Origin of the sequence: Noviherbaspirillum pedocola, assembly GCF_016632335.1 — a bacterium.
Lineage (GTDB): Bacteria > Pseudomonadota > Gammaproteobacteria > Burkholderiales > Burkholderiaceae_D > Noviherbaspirillum_A > Noviherbaspirillum_A pedocola.
In genome coordinates this window covers 1-1154 of sequence record NZ_JAEPBG010000078.1, presented here as the reverse complement: position 1 = coordinate 1154, position 1154 = coordinate 1, and the positions used below count along the sequence as shown (strand labels likewise).

Here is a 1154-nt window from a genome sequence, read left to right as displayed (position 1 = left end):
ACCCTGCCCCGATTTCACGTACAGCAGGAAGTTTGTTAACTTTCTGGCTGTATGGAGGAATGCATGGGTGAGAAGTTGGTGCCGAAACGGCAGTACACGGAAGAATTCAAGACGGAGGCGGTCAGACTGGCGCAGTCGGTCGGGCAGCATGAAGCCGCCCGCCGGCTCGGCGTGCCGGTGGCGACGCTGGGCAATTGGACGCGTCGGGAGCGTAATCTGGAAGCCACATCCGTAGATAGGGCCGCGGGATCATCGCCGCTGAAGCGCCCCGTGAGCGAGCTGGAGGCCGAGAATACGCGGCTACGCAAGGAATTGGCCAGTGCCAAGCTCGATATCGAGATCCTTCGAAAGGCAACGGCGTACTTCGCGAAGGGGTCGCGGTGAAGTACGCCTGGATCGATACTCACCGCGACGAATACAGCGTGAGCCGGCTTTGCCGGGTACTTGGGGTGTGGCGCAGCGGCTACTGCCAGTGGCGCAGCCGGGCCCCGAGTCCACGGTCCCAGGCCAATGCCGCGCTGGATGCCGAGGTCGGGGCAATCCACCGGGCCCACCGCGGCCGCTATGGGCGGCCACGCATCGTGGCCCAGCTCCGGGCACGGGGCCAGCATATCGGTGCCGAGCGAGTGCGACGCAGCTTGCAACGGCAAGGGCTGCGCCCAGTCTACAAGCGTGCGTACCGGGTGACGACTGATTCTGCACACCGCTTGCCGGTGGCGTCGAACCTGCTGGATCGGCGCTTTGATGGCTGGCAGCCAAATCAAGCTTGGGTCAGCGATATCACCTTTGTTGCGACTGGCGAAGGATGGTTGTATCTGGCGGCCATTCTGGACCTGGCCAGCCGGCGCATTGTAGGTTGGTCGATGTCCGAGCGGATACAGTCCAGTCACGTTTGCCAAGCCTTGCGCAGCGCGTACTGGCAGCGCAAGCCGCCACCGGGCTTGATCTTACATTCCGATAGGGGCAGTCAATACGCCAGCCGGGCGTACCGGCAATTGGCAGCATCCTTCGGCATGACGGTCTCGATGAGTCGACGCGCCAATGCGTGGGACAATGCGCCGATGGAGAGCTTCTTTAAGACGTTAAAGGTGGAACGGATTTACCAGACGTGCTATGAAACGCGGGCCCAGGCGCGCCTGGACATCGTGGACTGG

General features: G+C 62.6%; 1 protein-coding gene. It reads left to right on the top strand.

Annotated features, from left to right (window positions below; genetic code table 11):
• Nucleotides 1-51: 51 nt before the first annotated feature.
• A protein-coding gene (locus tag JJB74_RS32965) for an IS3 family transposase (RefSeq protein WP_200598771.1) occupies nucleotides 52-1154 on the top strand; the annotation gives its coding sequence in 2 pieces (ribosomal slippage) (nucleotides 52-346 and nucleotides 346-1154; 1104 coding nt annotated over the 2 pieces). This gene is flagged as partial in the annotation.